Raw genomic sequence first — 15427 nt, 5'->3', positions numbered from 1 at the left:
CCCACCCCCCATCCCCGTCGATCTAGGGAAGATGGTCGTCGTTCGATCTCCAATCACGACCATCTGCCCTAGATCGACGGGGAGGGGGGGTGGGGTAGGGGGAGGTGGGCGGTCAGGAAGGCACGGGTCGCCGCCGCCAGGTCCGGGCGGGACAGGTCGAGCGCGTGGCCGCCGTGGGTGACCAGGGTGTGCACGGGATGCCCGGCTGCGTGCAGCGCCCCGGCCAGTTCGAAGGTCTGGCTGCACGGCACCGCGACGTCGGTATTGCCGTGTGCCAACAGCACCGGCACGCCGCTGCCCACGTGGGTGGCGACTGTGGCGTCCACGGTGGCCGGATCGCCGACGGCCGGTTCGTGGCCGAGCAGGCCCGACCACGGATTGTCGTGCCGACGCAGCCGCAGAAAATCCGCGCTCAGCGGGTCGACCGGCGGCCAGAAGGCGAGCACTCCGTCGACATCGCCGGGTCGGTCGATCCCGCGCAGGCCAGCGTGCAGCGCCAGCATGGCACCGGTCGAGTCGCCCGCCACCAGCAGCGGCAGGTCCGGCGCCGTCGCCCGGACCCGGCGGGCTTCGGCGCGTACGTCGTCCAGTTGGGCCGGCCAGTGCGCCTCGCCGGTCAGCCGGTAGCGGCCCTGGATCACGCGTAGACCATGTTCGGCCAGCGCGGCGCCGTCCTCGGTGGACCGGGAGTGCCAGCCGCCGCCGTGCAGCCACAGAAGGTTCGCGATCTGCTCCATCGCACCATCCTGCGGAGAACGCGTCCGGCACGGGTAGGCCGCTCTGCTCGGAGCAGAAGGAACCGATACTTGACACTGCGCGTCAAGTACTTGACGATTGGGTGTCAAGCGAAGGGGGTCGCCATGCCGCCCAGCCGGGACGAGGTGCGCGAACAGCTACTCCGGGTGATCGACATCAGGCTGCTCGACCCGCTGGAGATCCTGCTCGACGGCGACCAGACGGTCGACGCGCTGCGGTCCATCGTGCGGGCCAGGGCGGCGACCTGGGCGACGCTCATCGTGGACGGTGACGACTCCGCCGCCGTCGGCACCGTCATGCGGATGGTCGCCACGCTCTATCCCGGCGACGGCCCCTTCGACCCGCCGGTGGACTGGTGGCGCAGCCCGCTGGGACGGGCGGTGGCACACCGGGTTGGCCACCCGACAGCGACCTCGATCTCGTACGCCACCGCGGGGGCGATGCTCGGCATCACCCGGCAGGGCGTGCACGACCTGGTGCGCCGGGGACGGCTGACCCGGCATCCGGACGGCGGCGTCGTGCCGTCCTCGGTCCGGGACCGGCTGCGCCATCCGACCGCACCGGCAGGAAATCAGCAGGAGGGAGACCCGGTATGACCGAAATCGTGGTGCGTTCCGGACCGGTGCCGATCGCGGTGGCGGACGACGGTGGCGACGCCCCGCCGATGGTGATGCTGCACGGCGGTGGAGGAAACCTCGCCACCATGGTCCGACTGGCCCGTGCGTTGCGTCCGGCGTACCGGATCATCCGGCCGGACCTGCGCGGACACGGTCGATCCGGAAGCGGTCCGTGGGACTGGGAGGCGGTGCTCGACGACCTGGACGCCGTGGTGAAGGAACTGGGACTGGACAACCCGCCGGTGGTCGGACTCTCCCTGGGCGGGATGCTCGCCGCGATGTGGGCGCGGCGGCATCCCGGCTGCGCCGGGGCGGTCAGCCTGGACGGCAATCCGCCGCCGAGCCGACCGGACCAGTTGGTCGGACTCGACCCGGCGACCGCGACCGCGGAGCTGGCACGGCTGCGGGCCGTGTTCGACGGGATGGCCGCCGCGATGGCCGGGCCCTGGGACGCCGACCAGTTGGCGGCGGCGCGTGCCGCGCAGCAGCACCTCGTCGAGCGGTTCGGTGGACCCGCCGAGGACTGGCTGAGCGCGTTCGACCGGAACGTCGAGGAGCGCGACGGCGTCACCTGGCCGCGGCCGGACGCCGACCTCGTGGCCCAGCTCGACGCCGCCATGGCCGAGCTGGACCCGCTGCCGGTGTACGCGGACGTCCGCTGCCCGCTGCTGCTCGTGCTGGCCACCGAGGACCTGCCGGAGCAGCGCCCGTTCCGCGACCTGTACGCCGCCTACCGGCGGTATCTCGGCACCCGGCTGGCCGCCCTCGAACCGCGCCGAGGGCTGCGCGTCGAGTACCGTGCTGGGGCGAGCCACGCGATGGCGGCCGAGGATCCGGTCGGACTCGCCGGCCTGATTGTGGAGTTCCTTGCTCACCCCCACCGCCACCGCCCCGCCTCGTCGATCTAAGGCAGATGGTCGCGTGTTGATCTCCAATCACGACCATCTGCCCTAGATCGACGGGAGAGGGCGGTGGGGGGGGGGGAGGGGGCTGGTTGGTGCTGGTCAGGATGGGGTAGAAGGGTGCTGTGGCAGAACTCGTCTACCCTCCGGTGATCGCGGCGGCCCTGACCATGTTCCGGGTCCTGGGCATGCGCCCGCGGGTTGACGGAGGTCACCACGTCCCGCGCACCGGCGGCGCCGTCCTGGCCAGCAACCACGTCAGCTATCTCGACTTCATCTTCTGCGGGCTGGCCGCCCGGGACTCGGGGCGCCTGGTCCGCTTCATGGCCAAGCAGGAGGTGTTCGCCGACCGGGTCGCCGGGCCCCTGATGCGCGGCATGCGGCACATCCCGGTCGACCGGGCGGCGGGCGCCGGTTCATACGACGCCGCTGTGGCCGCGCTGCGCGGCGGCGAGATCGTCGGAGTCTTTCCCGAGGCGACGATCAGCCGGTCGTTCACCGTCAAGCCGCTCAAGACCGGCGCGGTACGGATGGCTCGCGCCGCGGGTGTGCCGATCCTGCCGGTGGCGATCTGGGGCAGCCAGCGGTTGTGGACCAAGGGCCGACCCCGCCAGCTCACCAAGCGAGGGGTGCCGATCACCATCATGGTTGGGGAAGCGATCCCGGTGGCCGACACCGACGACGTGGGTCGGGCCACCGACGAGCTGCGTCGGCACCTGTCGGCATTGGTGGATCGGGCCCAGCGAGGCTATCCGGCGGTGCCCTCCGGGCTGGACGACGGCTGGTGGTTGCCGGCCCACATGGGTGGGTCCGCGCCGACGGCGGAGGAGGCGGCCGCCCTGGACCAGGGAGATCGGCCCGCGCCCAGCACCCCGTGACCCGGGCCGGGGCCGGCCGCGGAATCGTCCGGTCCGACCACGCCGCCGCCGGCAGCGAGTTGCCGGGCACCCGGAAACGCCCGTCGGTAGTAGTCGTCGCCGTGCAGGAACTCCACAGGTAACGAGCCGGGCAGGTCGATGCCGCGTTGCGGGTCGGCGAGATCGTCGGCGCAGGCCAGTGCCCGGGCCCGGAACCGCAACGCGTCCCGCTCGGGTGGGGACAGGTCGGTGATGCCCGGTTCGGCGAGCCGGAACATCGCGGCGAGCCGCCGGACCAGGTGCGCCAACTCCCAGGTCGCGTCGGGACCGTCCAGGTCGGCGCCACCGAGCGCCAGGCTGGGCTGCCGGATGGTGTGCAGCGAGTCACAGACCAGCACCAGCCGGCCCGACCCCTTCCCCGGCAGCACGTGCAGTCGGCTCGGCCACTGCCAGCGGACCTGGCCGACGGCCACCCGCTGGGCGAGGTCGGCCCGCCGCCGGTGCCGGGCACCGGGCCGGCCGTCACGGTGGGTGGCCGCGATGGACCAGCCGTCGCAGACGTACGCGAGCCGCCGGTCGGTCACCACGACCGACGCCGGTCGGGGCAACGCCCACATTCGTTCACTGTCCACGAGTCGGGGACGCAGCAGATATCCGGTGACGAGGGCGTGGCCCCGCCAGAACACCCGTTCACCGTCGGCCAGGACGATTCCGTTCCGCCATCCGAGCCGGGGAAAGGCGCCATCGGGGGCGTCCGGCTCGTCCGGGCGGTACGCGCGGATGAAGTACGGCGCGTTGCTCATCGGGGATTGGACCTCCCACCGAGAACCCTCTTTCCCGACAGGTTGCCGCGTCAAGTAAACGTTGTCATGACGGTCGTTAGGGGGTCGGCCGGTCGGGCGACGCGTAGGACCGGTAGTTGCCAATCTCATCCGGCCGGACGAGTCCGTCCTCGATCGCCCGGGCAAGCAAAGCCGACTTGGTGGCGGCCGGCCGGCCGGCGCGCGCGTACTTGATCCGCGCCCGGTCCACGTACTGCTTCACGGTGTGCTCGCTGATCCGCATCCGGCGCGCCACCGACGCCTTCGACATGGACTGGAACCACAGCAGCAGCGCCTCCCGCTCCTGGTCGGACAGGACCGGACGATCGGCACGCCGGTCACCGACGATCGCCCCGGCCAACGCCGGTGGCACGTACGGTCGGTCGGCGGCAGCCGCGAGCACGGTACGGACGCAGTGCTCCCGCCCTTCGTGCTTGGCCAGGAAGGCCACCGCGCCGGCGTCCAGAGCGGCGAGGATCGTCTCCTGGTCGGTGTGCTCGGAGTACACGACCACCCGCCGGCCGGCCATACTCAGCTCGCTCACCTTGTCCAGCACCATGCGTCCCCGTAACCGGAGGTCGAGGAGGATCACCTCGGCCCGCCGGCCGGCCTCGGCCAGCACCCGGTCCGGATCCTCCCCGGCGGCCACCACGGCCAGCCGGGGCTCGGCGGCCAGCCAGGACCGGACTCCCTCCACCACGACCGGGTGGTCGTCGACGATCGCCACGCCGATCCGGTCGTCCGCCGTCACCTGGCCCGCCACCGGGTCTGCGCCCATATCATCTCCTCGTCCCGTTCGTGGAACCGCTCGACCCGCCCGTCGTACCCTCCGGCCGGTCTGTCCGGACCGGACGGCGGATCGTTCGGTGTGGGTGGTGCCTCGGGCGGAACCGGCTCCGGTCCGGCCGCCGTCGTGACGCCGACCACCACCTCGTTGGGTTGTCCCACGACTGTCAGCCTGGCCCAACCGCGGGCGGCGGCCAGCGTCGCCGCGAGCGGATCGACCAACCGCCGCCGGATCTCCACCGGCAGCGGCGGAAGCTCTCCGACGGAGACGAACTCGACCGGTACGCCGCCGCGCTCCGCGATGTCCGCACACGCGCGCAGCTCGTGCAGCAACGGGTCGGGCACGTCGTCCGATTCGGCGATGAGCCGGCGCAGCCGGGAGGCGGCCAGGGCGCACCGCCGCTGCACCCTCGGATCGGCTGGATCGGCCCGCCCGTCCGCCAACTCGGCCAGTACCACCCCAGCGGTCACGCTGACCACGGAAAGCCGTTCCCGGCGTTCCCGTCTGGTGCGGGCGGCGGCGGTCCGCTCGGCGGCCAGCGCGGATCGGGCCGCCGCGGTGCCCGCGGTGCTCGTGGCCAGGCTGCTGAGCATGCCGGCGCCGACGACCAACGCGATGGGCAGCACCATCGTCCCGTACACGTACAGGCCGTACCGGCTGAGGTCGGCCTCCCGGGTGGCACCGGCGGCGAGCAACGCGACCAGGGCGATCCCGGCCCCGGCGGCGAGCGCGCCGATAAGCGCCGCGACTCGACGGCGCCAGAAGATGAGGGCGACGAACCAACCGAGGGACGTCCAGCCCCAGCTCGCCGGCGCGAACAGCCGATCCGGTGGCACGCAGGCGAAGATCGCCGCGTCGGTGGCCAGCAGCACGGTCACCGGCGGCCAGACCGACCGGCGCTCGTCCCGGAGCATGGCGCGGGCCGACACCCAGCCGACCGCCGCGAAGGCCAGGAAGGCGGTGGCGGCGATCCACGGCCATCGGTACGCCGACCAACTGCCCAGCAGCGCCGGCAGGTTGATGGCCAGGTGCCAGCCGAAGGCGATGACCACGGCGGCGATCCGTACCCCACGGTCGGCCGTGGCCGCCACGGTGGCCCCGACGGTCGCCGAGTTGTCCTCCGGCCCGGTGGCCGCCGGCGCCCCGCCGGCCGGCCACGTCAGGCGTACCCGGGTGCCGTGCCCCGGGGACGAGTCCACCAGAGCCGCACCGCCGACGGCGGCGAGCCGACCGTACACCGACTCGCGCAACCCGTACCGGTGCGTCGGCACCCCGCTCGGGTCGAAGCCGGGACCGTCGTCGGCCACCTCGACCACGACGGCGTTGGCGGCCCGCGACAGGGAAATCTCGACCGCGCTACCGGGCGCGTGCCGATCCACGTTGGACAGTGCCTCGCGTACCGCGTTGGTAAGTGCGGCCGCCACCGCGGGAGGCGTGGTGACCGACGGCAACGAGGCGGGGGGACCGGGACGTCCGGCCAATGCGGCGCGTAACCGGTCGTCCAGCCGTACCCCACGGGCGCTGTCGGTGGTCACCGACTCGGCGCGAGCATCGGCCAGATCGTCGAGGGTACGCAGGTCGGTGGCGGCTCGGTCGCGCAGTGCCTGGCCGGACCGGACGGCGCCGAGCCCGACGACGGTCAACGTGGACAGTACGGTGTCGTGCAGGTCGCGGTTCTGCCGGCGTTCGGCGGCCCGGGTGGCCCGGTCGACCACCGCCTGCCGGTGGGCCCGCTGGTAACCGGCGAACGCGGCGTCAGCGGACGAGCTGCTGCGTCTGGCCAGCCAGGCGAGGCCGGCTCCGCTGGCCACCTGCATGGTGAGGGTGAGGGCGTGCGCGGTCGCCTCGGTGTCGTTGCCCGCCAGGTGCGCGCCGAGTGCGTAGCTCACCACGACGAGCAGCCCGGCCGGCACCGACCAGCGGGCCGCGATGCCGAGCTGGGCGATGAGGACCGTGGTGCTCGCCATGATCGCTACCCAGCTCCCCTCGCCGGGAAGCACCTCGGCCGAGACGAGGCGGCCGATCAACAGGCAGGTGGCCGTGGTGAGCAGCACGTCGACGCCGATCAACCAGGCAGTCATGCCCCGGCGCAGCACCCGGACGACGAACACCGCGGACCACGAGGTCAGCACCGCGATGGCCGGGATCAGCAGCGGCACGTCGACCGGCGGCGTGCGAACCGCCAGCGCCGCCGTCGCGCAGGCCAGTCCGGAGCTGCCGTGCACGGCCGCGGAGAAGATCGCCAGAACCCGGCCCAACGCGGCCTGGGCGGGCCGGTCCGTCGGCCCGCGGTCCGGGTGGTCCGGCCGGCTCTCCGGCTGGTCCGGCCCGCTCGCCGGCTGGTCCGGCTGGTCCGGCCGGCTCGCCCGCTGACCCGGCGAGGTGTCGCTGGTGGCGCGAGTCGCCGGCGGCACGGGCATCACCTGGTGGTCCTCCTCGATGCTCCGCCGGCTGTGGCGACCGGGGACGAGCACGCGGATGCGGTCGGCCGTCCCCGGACGGTCATCGACGCAGGGGAATAGCATACCGGCCCGTCACGCCCCGTTGATCTATCGCGGTCGGCTTGCGGGTGGCGGAACGATCGTGGCAGGATGTTAACGCAACAGAAGTTGCGTTAACCCGATCGGAAGGAGCGCGGCCGCCATGGTCTCGATGCCGAGCACCACGACGCCCCGTCCCCACCACGCCGATCGGGAGGCACCCGTTGCCCAGCCAACTGACCCTGCGCGCCGTCACCAAGTCCTATCCGGGTCGCCTGGTGCTCGACCAGGCGTCGCTGACCGTCGCACCCGGTGAACGAATCGGCATCGTCGGCGAGAACGGCTCCGGCAAGTCGACGCTGCTCCGGCTGATCGCCGGCCGGGAGCCCGCCGACGGAGGCGAGATCACGGTGACCGCCGACGACGGGCTCGGCTACCTGCCCCAGACCGTCGATGTGCCGTCCGGATGGACCGTCCAGCGGGCGGTCGACAATGCCCTGGCCGACCTGCGCGCACTCGAACGTCGACTGCGGGAACTGGCCGTCGATCTGTCCACTGAGGACCAATTGAATGCCTACGGGGAGACCCTCCAGGCGTTCGAGGACCGCGACGGCTACCGGGCCGACGCCCGGGTCGACCAGGCACTGCACGGCCTCGGCCTGGGTCACCTGGAGCGGGACCGGCCACTCACCGGGCTCTCCGGCGGTGAGCAGGCCCGGCTGTCGCTGGCCTGCCTGCTGGCCAGCGATCCCGGGACACTGCTGCTCGACGAGCCGACAAACCACCTCGACGACACCGCCCTGGCGTGGCTGGAGGACCGGCTGCGCCGGCACCGCGGCACCGTCGTCGCCGTCTCCCACGACCGGCTGTTCCTCGACCGGATCGCCACCGCGATCGTCGAGGTCGACGCCGGCGCCGTCGTCCGGTTCGGCAACGGGTACGCGGGCTACCTGGCCGGGCACGCCACGGCCCGGGCCCGCTGGGAGCAGGCGTACCAGCAGTGGTGCGCGGAGACCGCGCGGCTGCGCGAGTACGCCGCCACCACCGCCCACCGGGTGGCGCCGGACCGGCCGATCAAGGACAACAACAAGGTCTCCTACGACCGGCACGGTGGCCGGGTGCAGCAGTCCATCGCCAGCCGGGTCCGCAACGCCGAGGAACGGCTGCGCCGGCTCACCGAGAACCCGGTTCACCCGCCGCCGCCACCGCTGCGGTTCACCGCGCAGTTCGCCGGGGACGGGCCGGCGGACCACGGCACCAGCCCGCTCGTCCAGGTCCGCGGCGTCGCGGTCGCCGACCGGCTGGTCCTCGACGAGGTACGCGTCGACGCCGGCGACCGGCTGCTGGTGCACGGACCCAACGGTGCCGGCAAGTCCACCCTGCTGCGGGTGCTGGCTGGCGACCTGCGCCCGGACCGCGGTGCCGTGTCCCGTCGCGGGCGGATCGGCTACCTGCGCCAGGAGGTGCCGGCGGACCGCCCCCGGCAGACCCTGCTCGCCGCTTTCGCCGCCGGCCGGGCCGGGCCGCCCGACGAGCACCGGGACCGGCTGCTCTCGCTCGGCCTGTTCGACCCGGGCAGCCTCGACCAGCCGGTCGGCGTGCTGTCCATCGGTCAACGCCGCCGGTTGGAACTGGCCCGGCTGGTGACCGACGAGTTCGATCTGTTGTTGCTGGACGAGCCGACCAACCACCTGTCGCTGACCCTCGTCGAGGAACTGGAGGCCGCGCTGGAGGACTATCCCGGTGCGGTGGTGGCGGTCTCCCACGACCGGGCACTGTGCCGGCGGTTCGGCGGCCGGCGGATCGAGCTGCGGGCCGGTCGGCTGGTCGACACGCCGACCGGGTGACCCGGACCGGTGGTGGTCGACGAGCCGTTACCAGCGGCCCCCGGTCAGGGGCCGGTCGGCCCTGCCGCCGGGGTCGCCGGCGAGGTGTGCTGGAGGTGACCAAAGGAGGTTGCCATGCGCAGATTCGGCGTCGCCGACGTGATGACCCGTGAGGTGGTGACGGTGGCACCGGACACCGGCTACCAACTCGTTGCCGACCTGCTGGTGGGTAACCAGATCAGTGCGGTACCGGTGGTGGATCCGGAGCGACGGGTGCTCGGGATCGTCTCGGAAGCGGACCTGATGGCCAGGCTCGAAGGTGCGGACCGGCGGTCGTCCCACCCACTCACCGCCCGCCGGCTGCACGCCGCGCGGGACCGCTCGCGCGGCAACACGGCAGCCGACCTGATGAGCGCGCCGGCGGTGACGATCAGCCGCGACGCCTCCGTGACCGCGGCGGCACGACTGATCGACGTGACCGGCGTCAAGCGGTTGCCGGTGGTCGACGAGAACGGCCGGCTGGTCGGCATCGTCTCGCGTCGCGACCTCGTCTCGCTCTATGCCCAGCCGGACGAGCAGATCCGGGCCGCCGTCCTGGACACCCTGGCCGCGTTGTGGATCGAGCCCGGAACTGTCGAGGTGACCGTCGATCGGGGAGTGGTCGCGCTGCGCGGTCAGGTCGACCGTACGAGCACGGCCGGGATCGTGGCGCGGTTCGTGGCGGCGACCCCCGGCGTGGTCGACGTGGTGGACGAGCTGACCGCCGCCCGCGACGACAGCTCCGACGTCGGCACCGGCTGGCAGCGGTCGCACCCGTTCAGCGCGGAGCCGCGTCCGGCGCCGGCCCGCCCGCGCGGCTGACCGTCCTGCCTCGGCCGGCCCCTGTACCGCCGTCGGCCGCCGTCCGGCGGCGGCCGACGGGCCGAACCGGTGACGACCACTGCGTACCGGTCGGCCCCGCCGGCTGTGCCACCACGGCCGGTCGGGCCTCGGCCAGCACCGCTCCCGCCCGGATCAGCAGGTCCGGGCCGAGGCGCAGCGGCAGCAGCGTGGTCAGCAGCAGGTGACCCAGCAGGTCGTACTCGTCCTCACCCAGGCCCAACCGGCGATAGTCGGCGATCAGTTCCGCCCACCCCGGATGATTTCCCGTTCGCCACGCACCGACCAGGGCCGCGGTGAGACGTTCGGCGAGCTGGTCGATGTCCGTGCCCGCGAAGTACGGGGCCAACTGCTGGTCGCGGCGGGCCAGGCGGTAGAAGCGGCGCGCCGCGGCCCGGAGCGCGGACGCCTGATCGATTGTGGTGCTCGTGGTCCGTCCCATGTCCCACCCTCCACGGGCGGTGCGGCGCCGACACCGCCACGACATGGTGATGCTCGTGTCCCTGGGGCGACCGGGTCGCCGTCGGCTGCGGCGGCCGGCCTGGACAGACCGCCATCCCGGTGGTGACCTGGTGTGTGTTCACTGCGTGTCGTACGGTGTGGGCACCGGTGATCGCACTCCGATCGAAACAGCGCCGTGACGCGCTGTCGATTGGCAGGATTACCGATTCCACCTGGGGTGACGGGGTGCTTACCGGGAGTGTTGAGATCGCCGTCGAGATCGGCGGTATCGCCTCGTCCATCGACGACCTGGGGACGCGGGCGATGGCGCTGTTGCGCTGCCTACGCCGATTGATCCGCTATCGGGCCGGGTGGGTCGTGCTCTTCGATCCGGTCCGGCCGGGCCTCATCCCGCTCGCTGTCGAGGGGCGTGCCGGTGGCGTGGCTCCCGACGCCTCGGCGGCCCGCGGTGAGGTGGAACGGTTGGGGCTGGACCGCCCCGGCTCGCCCCGGCTGCTCCGCGAATTGCCCGTCACGCTGCACGGCTGGGCCGAGCCGGAAGCCGAGGGTGGGGCCGAGGGCGTCGTCGCGCCGTTGACCACGACCGATGGTCGCTGCCTCGGCCTCCTGATCATGCACACCGACGCCCAACACCGGCCCACCGAGCAGGTCCTGAACCTGCTCGGCACGCTCACCCCGATGGCGGCGAACGCCGCTGATCCACTCCGGACGGTGATGACGACGGCCCGGTCCGTGCCCGGCGCATGGGCGGGGGTGCTGCTCGCCGGCGACGGCGCCACCATGGCGTTGCCCGGACTGGCCGGCCACCCGCTGCTGACACCACCGTCACGAGTGCTGGCGCTCGCCGCCCCAGCCGAACGGGATCGGCGATCGCACCGTTCGTTCCTCGTCCCTGTCGACGGCCCCGGCGCGGCGGAACACCTGCGGGTCACCGTCATCGAGAGCCTGGCGGACACGCCGTACCAGCGGGGGGTCGCCGTGCTGCTCGGTCCGGCCGGGGACGTACACGGACTCACGCCGCGCGAGCTGGAGATCGCCGGGCTGCTCGTCGACGGCTCCTCGAACCGGCGGATCGCCGCCGCCCTCCACGTCACCGAGCGGACGGTCGCCGCTCATGTCGAGCACATCCTGGTCAAGCTGGCCGCGTCCACCCGGACGATGGCAGCGCTGCGGGCACACCAGCTCGGCCTGTTCGTCCCGCGGACGTCGGAGTCCTGCGCCCCGGGTTGGTGACATCGCCGCAGGCTGGAACGGGGCGCGCGAACGGCTCAGCTCCGGGCGATGACCGCGCCGAGGGTGGCCGAATGCCGCGTCACGGTGGCCCGGAAGCCGCTTGCACGCACCGCGTCGGCCACCGCGCGCAGCACCCGGTCGGTACGGTCGCTGCCCGGCGCTTCGAACACGAGCAGCAGCCGGCCACCCCCGACGAGCAGATTGTCGAGCATCCGCAGCTCGACCGCGGCGTCGCGAACCCAGAAGACGTTCACGTTCACCGCGAAGATCGCCGTGAACGGGCCGGTCAACCCGTCCACGCCGGCCAGGTCGAGCCGCCGGATCCGGGCCCTCCCGCCGGCCACATGCCCGGCGTTCCGCCTCGTCGCCCGGTCGATCGCGGTGGCCGACCGGTCGATCGCGGTGACCTGCCCGCCGTCGAGCCGGTCCGCGATGAGCGACACCGCCACGCCCGGACCGCAACCGATCTCCAAGATCTGGTCATCCGGCCGTACGTCGAGCAGATCCACGGTCCAACGCAGCCGCCACGGCACGTCACTCCCCGCCATCCCGCCAGTATGGCCCGCGGCACCACCCCGGCACCGTCCCGGCCGAGCGGCCGGTCTGCGGGCACCGTCGACGGGATAGGGTCCGCCGATGGAACCGGGCACCGACGCGGCACGGCGGATCACCGGGTACGGCGAGAAGTTCGACCGGCTGTTCGAAATGGGGGCCCGCGCGGTCCGCGCCGGCACCCACCATCGCGACTCGCCGCCGGTGGACGGCGGACGGTGGGGCGTGTCGGTGATCCTGCCGCCCGATCGGGCCAGCACCGCACGGCTGGCCGAGGCGACCAGTGCTGCCATGTCGGTTGCCGGCCGGCACCACTGGCCGACGGGATCCCCGGACGCCGCGCACGTCACCGTACGCGCGCTGGAAGCGCACCGGACGGCGGCGCGGCGGGAGGATCCGTTGGTGGCCCGGGGCGCGGCGGCGCTGCGCCGGACGGCGGCGGCCTGCCGGCCGGTACGGCTCGACCTGCGCGGGCTGACGCTCACCCCGTCCGGGATCATGGCGTGCGCCTACCCGGTGGACCCGGCGGCGACCGACTTCGCCGCCCGGCTGGCCAAGGAACTGGGCGCGGACGGCTGGTTCGAGGCCGACTTCAACCGGGACATCTGGTACGCCACGCTTGTGCACTTCACCGGCCCGGTGGCCGATCCCGAGGCGCTTGTCGACTGGGTGGCCCGGCGCCGCACCCTCGACCTCGGCCGGATGACGACCGACGTGGCCGAGCTGCTGCGGTGGCGGTTCAACGGACGGCAACCGGTACGCGTGTCGCTGGCGACCGAGTCGCTCGGCGTGCGCTGACGCGCGTCCTCGCGTGGCGCTGTCGCCTGGTGTCGCGCTGTCGCTACCCGTTCCGGCTACCTGTCCGCCACGAGCAACCGGTAGCCGGCGTCGAATCCGTCCCTGGTGAGCAGGTCGGCGTGCCGTTCGTGCCACCGGCCACTTGCCAGGTCGGCCGCCAGCCGGTCCAGCCCCGGCCGGATCGCCGCCTCCCCGACCTGGGCCAGCAGCGAGATGCCGGCTCGGACCGTCGGATCGAGGTACGCCTCCGGCCGGCGCCACCAGGCCGCGAGGAAACCGTCGACACAGTCCGCGGGCACCGGCAGCGGCTCCACCCGGGCCCCACCGAGACGCGCCGCCAACCGTTCCATCGGCACGGCCCGTGCCTCGTCGAAGGCGGCGGCCTCCGGGAGGTAGTCGGCGAGCAGCCAGAACCGCTGGAACACCGACTGATCCCAGGTCAGCACGACGATCCGACGTCGGGTGATCCGGCGCAACTCGGCGATGCCGGTGTTCAGATCCGTCCAATGGTGGATGGTGAGCAGCGCCATCGCCGCATCGACGGCGCCGTCCGCCAGCGGAAGGGACTCGGCCGCCGCTCGGACGGCCGGCGCCGCACCGCGCGGTCGCTGCCCGATCATCGTGGCGCTCGGCTCGATCGCGAGGACCGTGGTCGGCGGCTCGTACGACCCCGTGCCGGCACCGACGTTTACCACCGTGCGCACGTCGCCCAGTGCGGCGGCGACCCGTTCGGCGATCCGCGGATCGGGGCGGCGGGTGTTGGCGTACGTGGTACCGATTCGGTCGTAGACCGGCCCCGCTCTCATGCCCGGACTGTAGCTGGGACGTCGAGGGCACATGTTGGTCGGGTGTGGCGGGTCCTTGGTCGTCATGATCACACGTGGGGTGATGAGGCGCGCCCGGCAGGATTCGAACCTGCGGCCTTGGGATTAGAAGTCCCCTGCTCTATCCGCTGAGCTACGGGCGCTGGTCGGTGCGCCAGAAGGGTACCCGTGCGATCGACGCCGCCGGTGGCACGGGTGTGGAGTCCGGCCAGCCCATCCTAGGTTTCCGGCGGGTCCATGACGAGCATCCGGGTCGGACCGGGGGTTTCCCGTCAGCTCGGGATGAGGTTTGCCCTACCGGCAACCGGGATGCCAGCGGGATCGAATCGGGTCCGCCGTCTCCATAGCGTCGTTCCCATGGTGTTGACGTCAAGTTCGCCCGCTCCGGTGACCGTTCCGACGAGTCCGGCACCGACGTCGGCGCCGCCCGTCACCCGAGCACCGTCGCGCGATCGCTTCGTCGATGGGCTGCGGGCGCTCGCGATCCTCGGGGTGGTGATCGGCCACTGGCTGGTCGGCGCGTTGGTGGAGACCGACGGAGGGCTGCGGATCGACAGCCCGCTGCGCTACCTGCCATGGCTGCACGTGGCGACCTGGTTGTTGCAGATGTTGGCGTTGTTCTTCCTGGTGGGCGGCTACACCTCGGCCAATGGGTTGCGCCGCGCCCGCGAGCGCGGCGTCCCGGACGCGATGTGGATCCGGCGGCGCCTGTGGCGGCTGGGACGCCCGGTGCTGGCCGCGTCGGCGATGCTGGCGCTCGCTCTGCCGCTCGCCGCGGTGTCCGGCGTCGCGCCGGGCACGCTCCGTACGACCGTCGTGCTGTTCCTGCAACCGCTGTGGTTCATGGGGGTGTACGCGGTGATCACCGTCCTCACCCCGTACCTGCTGCGAGCGGATGCCCGGTGGGGGCTGGGGGTGCCGCTGGTTTCCGTCGGTGTGGTGGCGGCCGTCGACCTGGCGCGGTTCGGGCCGGGGGGCGACGCCGTGCCAGGATGGTTCGGCTATCTCACCGTGCTACCCGCCTGGGCCTTCGGCTTCCAACTCGGGGTGGCCTGGGCGCGCGGACGGCTCGACCAGCGCGCCGCACGGTGGCTGCTGACGCTCGGCGCGGCGGCGTTCGTGACGCTGCTGGTGGTGCTGGATTATCCGGTGAGCATCACAAGCGTGCCCGGCGCGACCCGGTCCAACTCCAATCCGCCGTCGCTCATGGTGCCGGCCCTGGCGGCGATCCAGATCGGGGCGGCAATGCTGCTGCGGCCACGGATCGAGCACCTGCTGCGTCGCCGGGCCGTCTGGCTGGGGGTCGCCGCGCTCAACCTGGCCGCGATGGGCATCTTCTGTTGGCACCAGGTGGCGCTCGTGATCGTCTCGGACCTGGCTAGCCGGACCGACCTGGCGACCTCGCCGGAGCACGTGTCGTGGCTGGTCACCCGCCTCACCTGGTATCCGATCCTGGCCCTCGTCCTGGCTGGCCTGGTGATGCTCACGCGACGCTGGGAACGCTGATCCTCGACGGCCGGGAAGGCCCGGCAGTTACCGGAAAGGAGGACCGCAGTGCCGCCGCAGTGATCCGGCAGTCCCCGCTGGCACCGTTCGTCGGCGAGACCGCCACCGGCCGGTGGTGGCGGGGAAC

The 15427-nt window shown here is 72.7% G+C and carries 14 protein-coding genes and 1 tRNA gene; 8 read left to right on the top strand and 7 right to left on the bottom strand.

Translation table 11 applies throughout. The features are described from left to right. Nucleotides 1-68: 68 nt before the first annotated feature. A complete protein-coding gene (locus ACFQUZ_RS21355) occupies nucleotides 69-737 on the bottom strand; it encodes an alpha/beta hydrolase fold domain-containing protein (protein ID WP_377444987.1) in 669 nt (222 codons plus the stop codon). A 123-nt stretch (nucleotides 738-860) separates the two neighbouring features. Here ACFQUZ_RS21355 and ACFQUZ_RS21350 point away from each other — a divergent pair, with 123 nt between their 5' ends. From ACFQUZ_RS21350 to ACFQUZ_RS21340, 3 genes are all read left to right on the top strand, one after another. After that, entirely contained in the window at nucleotides 861-1352 is a 492-nt protein-coding gene (locus ACFQUZ_RS21350; RefSeq protein ID WP_377444985.1) for a hypothetical protein, read from the top strand. Next, a complete protein-coding gene (locus ACFQUZ_RS21345; RefSeq protein ID WP_377444982.1) occupies nucleotides 1349-2281 on the top strand; it encodes an alpha/beta fold hydrolase in 933 nt (310 codons plus the stop codon). Before ACFQUZ_RS21350 ends, ACFQUZ_RS21345 begins: the two co-directional genes overlap by 4 nt. A gap of 119 nt (nucleotides 2282-2400) precedes the next feature. Beyond that, the gene (locus tag ACFQUZ_RS21340; RefSeq protein ID WP_377444979.1) at nucleotides 2401-3153 is read left to right on the top strand and encodes a lysophospholipid acyltransferase family protein; all 753 of its coding nucleotides are present in this window, start codon (nucleotides 2401-2403) and stop codon (nucleotides 3151-3153) included. 858 nt (nucleotides 3154-4011) lie between these two features. Here ACFQUZ_RS21340 and ACFQUZ_RS21335 read toward each other — a convergent pair. Together ACFQUZ_RS21335 and ACFQUZ_RS21330 are read right to left on the bottom strand one after the other, a co-directional pair. Beyond that, entirely contained in the window at nucleotides 4012-4731 is a 720-nt protein-coding gene (locus ACFQUZ_RS21335; RefSeq protein ID WP_377444977.1) for a response regulator, read from the bottom strand. Further along, nucleotides 4701-7154: a sensor histidine kinase gene (locus ACFQUZ_RS21330; RefSeq protein ID WP_377444975.1), complete on the bottom strand. Its 2454-nt coding sequence runs from the start codon at nucleotides 7152-7154 to the stop codon at nucleotides 4701-4703. The genes ACFQUZ_RS21335 and ACFQUZ_RS21330 overlap by 31 nt, the downstream gene beginning before the upstream one ends. Nucleotides 7155-7444: 290 nt before the next feature. On the opposite strand from ACFQUZ_RS21330, the gene abc-f reads away from it, so the two are divergent. Further along, on the top strand, nucleotides 7445-9067 hold the full coding sequence (gene abc-f / locus ACFQUZ_RS21325; protein WP_377444972.1) for a ribosomal protection-like ABC-F family protein: 1623 nt from the start codon (nucleotides 7445-7447) through the stop codon (nucleotides 9065-9067). A 114-nt stretch (nucleotides 9068-9181) separates the two neighbouring features. Next, complete coding sequence (locus ACFQUZ_RS21320) at nucleotides 9182-9907, top strand: CBS domain-containing protein (protein ID WP_377444970.1); 726 nt, start codon at nucleotides 9182-9184, stop codon at nucleotides 9905-9907. Here the strand turns inward: ACFQUZ_RS21320 and ACFQUZ_RS21315 are convergent. Further along, entirely contained in the window at nucleotides 9864-10367 is a 504-nt protein-coding gene (locus ACFQUZ_RS21315; protein WP_377444967.1) for a hypothetical protein, read from the bottom strand. The genes ACFQUZ_RS21320 and ACFQUZ_RS21315 overlap by 44 nt on opposite strands. Nucleotides 10368-10534: 167 nt before the next feature. On the opposite strand from ACFQUZ_RS21315, the gene ACFQUZ_RS21310 reads away from it, so the two are divergent. Next, complete coding sequence (locus ACFQUZ_RS21310) at nucleotides 10535-11620, top strand: response regulator transcription factor (protein WP_377444965.1); 1086 nt, start codon at nucleotides 10535-10537, stop codon at nucleotides 11618-11620. 35 nt (nucleotides 11621-11655) lie between these two features. Here the strand turns inward: ACFQUZ_RS21310 and ACFQUZ_RS21305 are convergent, their stop codons facing one another. After that, the gene (locus tag ACFQUZ_RS21305) at nucleotides 11656-12168 is read right to left on the bottom strand and encodes an SAM-dependent methyltransferase (protein ID WP_377444962.1); all 513 of its coding nucleotides are present in this window, start codon (nucleotides 12166-12168) and stop codon (nucleotides 11656-11658) included. Between the two features lie 88 nt (nucleotides 12169-12256). On the opposite strand from ACFQUZ_RS21305, the gene ACFQUZ_RS21300 reads away from it, so the two are divergent. Continuing rightward, the gene (locus ACFQUZ_RS21300) at nucleotides 12257-12970 is read left to right on the top strand and encodes a hypothetical protein (protein WP_377444959.1); all 714 of its coding nucleotides are present in this window, start codon (nucleotides 12257-12259) and stop codon (nucleotides 12968-12970) included. Between the two features lie 56 nt (nucleotides 12971-13026). Here the strand turns inward: ACFQUZ_RS21300 and ACFQUZ_RS21295 are convergent, their stop codons facing one another. Further along, a complete protein-coding gene (locus ACFQUZ_RS21295) occupies nucleotides 13027-13776 on the bottom strand; it encodes a class I SAM-dependent methyltransferase (protein WP_377444957.1) in 750 nt (249 codons plus the stop codon). Nucleotides 13777-13864: 88 nt separating this feature from the next. Next, a tRNA-Arg gene (locus ACFQUZ_RS21290) sits at nucleotides 13865-13937 on the bottom strand. A 214-nt stretch (nucleotides 13938-14151) separates the two neighbouring features. Between ACFQUZ_RS21290 and ACFQUZ_RS21285 the strand changes: the two genes are divergently transcribed. Continuing rightward, nucleotides 14152-15300, top strand: a complete 1149-nt coding sequence (locus tag ACFQUZ_RS21285; RefSeq protein ID WP_377444954.1) for an acyltransferase — start codon at nucleotides 14152-14154, stop codon at nucleotides 15298-15300. Nucleotides 15301-15427 lie beyond the last annotated feature (127 nt).

The sequence above is a fragment of the Plantactinospora sp. GCM10030261 genome, assembly GCF_042666615.1.
In the GTDB taxonomy this organism is placed as follows: Bacteria; Actinomycetota; Actinomycetes; order Mycobacteriales; family Micromonosporaceae; genus KBS50.
This window is presented reverse-complemented; position numbering and strand designations above follow the sequence as displayed.

Excerpts from the sequence above, each read along its gene's own strand:
- ACFQUZ_RS21355 (WP_377444987.1), bottom strand. The coding sequence starts at position 737 with ATGGAGCAGATCGCGAACCTTCTGTGGCTGCACGGCGGCGGCTGGCAC.
- ACFQUZ_RS21350 (WP_377444985.1), top strand. The coding sequence starts at position 861 with ATGCCGCCCAGCCGGGACGAGGTGCGCGAACAGCTACTCCGGGTGATC.
- ACFQUZ_RS21345 (WP_377444982.1), top strand. The coding sequence starts at position 1,349 with ATGACCGAAATCGTGGTGCGTTCCGGACCGGTGCCGATCGCGGTGGCG.
- ACFQUZ_RS21335 (WP_377444977.1), bottom strand. The coding sequence starts at position 4,731 with ATGGGCGCAGACCCGGTGGCGGGCCAGGTGACGGCGGACGACCGGATC.
- ACFQUZ_RS21320 (WP_377444970.1), top strand. The coding sequence starts at position 9,182 with ATGCGCAGATTCGGCGTCGCCGACGTGATGACCCGTGAGGTGGTGACG.
- ACFQUZ_RS21315 (WP_377444967.1), bottom strand. The coding sequence starts at position 10,367 with ATGGGACGGACCACGAGCACCACAATCGATCAGGCGTCCGCGCTCCGG.
- ACFQUZ_RS21305 (WP_377444962.1), bottom strand. The coding sequence starts at position 12,168 with ATGGCGGGGAGTGACGTGCCGTGGCGGCTGCGTTGGACCGTGGATCTG.
- ACFQUZ_RS21300 (WP_377444959.1), top strand. The coding sequence starts at position 12,257 with ATGGAACCGGGCACCGACGCGGCACGGCGGATCACCGGGTACGGCGAG.
- ACFQUZ_RS21295 (WP_377444957.1), bottom strand. The coding sequence starts at position 13,776 with ATGAGAGCGGGGCCGGTCTACGACCGAATCGGTACCACGTACGCCAAC.
- ACFQUZ_RS21285 (WP_377444954.1), top strand. The coding sequence starts at position 14,152 with ATGGTGTTGACGTCAAGTTCGCCCGCTCCGGTGACCGTTCCGACGAGT.